This window comes from Stenotrophomonas sp. P5_A8 (assembly GCF_056400545.1).
The window spans coordinates 1-3,233 of the sequence record NZ_JBFULB010000395.1 but is presented as its reverse complement, the minus strand read 5'-3'; the positions used below and the strand labels follow the sequence as shown (position 1 = coordinate 3,233).

Genomic DNA, 3,233 nt, shown 5'->3' with positions numbered 1-3,233 from the left:
GCGCTGGACCGCCAACTGGCGGCCCTCTACAAGCGCGTGCAGACCAGCCCGGACGAACTGGATATCGCGGCCGAACAGCGCGGCTGGGTGAAAGGGCGCGATGCCTGCTGGCAGGCCGTGGACCGCCACCGCTGCCTGGTCGAGTCCTACCAGACCCGGATCGTTGAACTGAACATCGGCAGTGGCGGCGTGCCCGCACCGACGCCGGTGAAGTACCAGTGCGATGACGCCAGCAAGCCGGTGAGCGTGATGTTCTACAACGAACTGGATCCGCAGGCGGCGGTGGTCAGCTGGGGCAGGGACCAGGCAATCGTCTTCCCGGCCCAGGCCGCCAGCGGCAGCCGTTACACCCGCGAGGGCGTGGAGTTCTGGGAACATCAGGGTGAGGCCACGCTGGATTTCTACGGCACCACGATGAGCTGCAAGGCCGCCGGGTGACGCGTGTGGCCGGCGGTCTCCTGGCGACCGTCGGCCGTCGTCAGCGCACGCGGCGGTAGCGCACTTCGTTCTGCCGGTCGCCAACTTCGGTGGTGACAAAGCCATCGCGGCTCTGGCTGACGTCGAACACGCTGCCGCCGACATTGAGCTGACCGCCGTTGACCCAGCCGGACAGATTCTGTCCGCGCGCCTRCGCGGACATGCGCCCGTCGTTGTCGATGCGCATGCGGATGTCGGCGCCGTAGATCGGGTTGTAGCCCTCGAACTCGCCGGTCATCCAGCTGGGGACGTACGAGGTATGCCGTGCGCCCTGGTAGTTATCGTCGCTGTAGCGGTCGTCCTGCTTGTTGGCGTTGTGTACCAGCGCGCCCAGGATCGCCGCGCCGACCAGCACGCCGGCGGCAACCTTGGCATCGTGGTTGTCGTGGTCGTCATCATCGTGGCGCGCGCCACCGTCGTGGACGCGGAACGAGCCTCTGCACCCATCGTCCACCCAGACCTCGCGGCGGTCGTAGTCCCAGCTGCGGCCCTGTCGGCAGTCGGCGCCGGACAGCTTGCGGTCCAGGGTGACATAGCCGGCGCGAGGTAGTGGGCAGGACTGGTAGCGGTTGTCGCGGCTTTCGCAGGTGACGAAGTCATCGGCGCGCGCGTCCGACAGCACGGCGGCCAACAGCAGGGGGGCGGTCAGCAGGAGGCGGGTCTGCATGGTGCGGTTCCGGCAGGAGAGGGCACATGCGAACGATGCCATCCATGGATGAAAACCGGATGAAAGCGTAGGCTTTCCCCGCGGCACAACGCTGCGGTGGCCACAGGGGGCCGGGATGGTGGGTCACGGACGACGCAGCGTCATGGCCTGGCTTTTAGTGCTGGCTTGCATGGCCAGCGCGGCTGCGCACGCGGGCAACACGCCCTGCTCCGGTCGCAAGGGCGGGATCTCGCACTGTGCGGCAGGCCAGTTTGTCTGCAACGATGGCTCGATCAGTGCCTCGAAGAAGGTGTGCAGCGCCGCAGTCAATGCCAGCGGCGCGCGGTTCGCACCCTCGGCCCCGGCCGCGGCGGGCAGCTGTCCGTGCAGCGCAGGTCTGCTGTGCACGGGCCCGCGTGGCGGCCGTTACTGCCTGACGCCGTCAGGCAACAAGAGCTATAAGCCTCGCCACTGATCGGGTGCGCGCCTCAGGCGGCCTGCCCGGTTTCCATGTCGCCGAAGCAGGCGCGGATGGCGTCCAGCAGTTCGCTCATGGAATAGGGCTTGGGCAGGAAATGGATGCCGGGCCGCAGCCGCGCGGTGACCGTGGCCGGGTCCAGCCCGGAGGTGACCAGCACCGGCAGGCTGGGCTGGAACGCCTTGATCCGCTCGGCCGCGTCGATCCCGCTCAGGCCGCCCAGGCAGACATCGGTGAACACCAGGTCGAATCGCTCGCCGGCCAGCAGCAGGCCCAGCGCGGCTTCGGCCGAACTCACGGCGGCAACGTCGCAGGCCTGGCTTTCCAGCGCCATGCGGCTGAGCTCGCGGGTGTCTTCGGTGTCTTCGATCAACAGCACGCGTGGTGCGACGTGGCGCTTGGACAACAACATGACGCGGTGTTCCTTGGGGCTGGGGCGGAAAGGGCGCGCAATTATGCGGGGGGCCGCGGTGAGGAGATCGTGCACGCGGCGGCTGGCTAACGCGCAGCCTGCGCGGGAGGGCACAGCCAACAGGCCAGGGTGAGCACGGCCATTGCCACGGCGGCCAGGCGCAGCGCGGTGACCTTCCAGTCAAGTGCCATCGCCTCATCGAGGATGAACAGGTTCCAGGCCAGGTTGAGCGAAACGTGCAGGGCCAGGCCGCTCCACAACGTGAGCCGGTCCAGATGGTTCAACCAGGCAAACGCCAGCCCGCCGACGATGATCAATGCCAGGATCTGCAGGGCGGTGGCGCCCCCGTCCAGGCCGCCGGCACCCAGCCAGTGCACGGCGCCGAACATCAGCGCCTGTGGCAGGGCCGCCAGCCAGGCCGGCCAGTGCAGTACCCGCACCAGGAAGATGAAGCCAAGGCCGCGGTAGAGGATTTCTTCGGCGAGTGGGAACACGAACGCGAGCATGAGCAGTGTCAGCGGCGCCGGTGCGGTGTCCAGCCGGCCGAGCGCGGCCAGGCCGATCCAGCACGGCAGCGTGGCCAGCAGCACCAGCACCGGACCGCGTGCGCCGTGCCAGCGCAGRCCCAGGCTGTCGGCCAGCGGCAGGTCACGCGGCTTCAGCAGCGCGGCCAGCAGCACGGCCGTCAGCACCGCCAGCAGGTTGTCGAGCAGGCAGCCGCCGAACGGCATCGGCAGGCGCGGTATGGGCAGGCCGGCGGCGGCACTGAGATCGCGCAGGTTCAGGCCGATGGCCACGCCCAACAGGGCCAGCAGCGAAGCCCACCCGCGGGGCGAAGTGGATGAAGGCATGGCGGCGACGATCCCTGTAGACAGGGGGAAAGTCTGCCCCCGCGTCGGGCCAGGGGCGCGCGCCGGAAGTCCCGGTGCCGATGGTCATGGCCTTGGCGTGTTGCGTTTCAGTCATCCACATGCAGGTACAGTCGGGGCTGGAACAGGATGAGGATGCACAACGATGCAATGCCCCGTATGCAAGACCCAGGCGCTGGTGATGTCCGAGCGGCAGGGCATTGAAATCGATTACTGCCCGCAGTGCCGTGGGGTGTGGCTGGACCGTGGCGAGCTGGACAAGATCATCGAGCGCTCCACCGATGCGGCCGCGCCCGTGCGTGCCGCCGTTGCGCCGCCGCAGGCACCGTCGCCGGCGGTGCAGCATCGCGA

General features: G+C 68.5%; 6 protein-coding genes. 2 read left to right on the top strand and 4 right to left on the bottom strand.

Going from position 1 to position 3,233, the window contains the following annotated elements:
* Positions 1-438 (top strand): MliC family protein (locus AC1DQP_RS18565; RefSeq protein ID WP_478052209.1); only part of this gene is annotated, 438 nt, incomplete at its 5' end.
* A 40-nt stretch (positions 439-478) separates the two neighbouring features.
* Here AC1DQP_RS18565 and AC1DQP_RS18560 read toward each other — a convergent pair.
* The 4 genes from AC1DQP_RS18560 to AC1DQP_RS18545 form a co-directional block, all read right to left on the bottom strand.
* Positions 479-1,144, bottom strand: coding sequence for a DUF3011 domain-containing protein (locus tag AC1DQP_RS18560; protein ID WP_478052208.1), 666 nt, complete (start codon positions 1,142-1,144; stop codon positions 479-481).
* Positions 1,145-1,267: 123 nt separating this feature from the next.
* Positions 1,268-1,531: a hypothetical protein gene (locus AC1DQP_RS18555; RefSeq protein WP_478052207.1), complete on the bottom strand. Its 264-nt coding sequence runs from the start codon at positions 1,529-1,531 to the stop codon at positions 1,268-1,270.
* Positions 1,532-1,611: 80 nt separating this feature from the next.
* Positions 1,612-2,013 carry a response regulator gene (locus AC1DQP_RS18550; RefSeq protein WP_256776887.1) on the bottom strand — a complete coding sequence of 134 codons (402 nt, stop codon included), beginning with the start codon at positions 2,011-2,013 and terminating at the stop codon, positions 1,612-1,614.
* 86 nt (positions 2,014-2,099) lie between these two features.
* Entirely contained in the window at positions 2,100-2,864 is a 765-nt protein-coding gene (locus AC1DQP_RS18545) for a CPBP family glutamic-type intramembrane protease (protein WP_457319575.1), read from the bottom strand.
* 163 nt (positions 2,865-3,027) lie between these two features.
* Between AC1DQP_RS18545 and AC1DQP_RS18540 the strand changes: the two genes are divergently transcribed.
* On the top strand, positions 3,028-3,233 hold a 206-nt coding region (locus AC1DQP_RS18540), incomplete at its 3' end, for a TFIIB-type zinc ribbon-containing protein (RefSeq protein ID WP_478052206.1).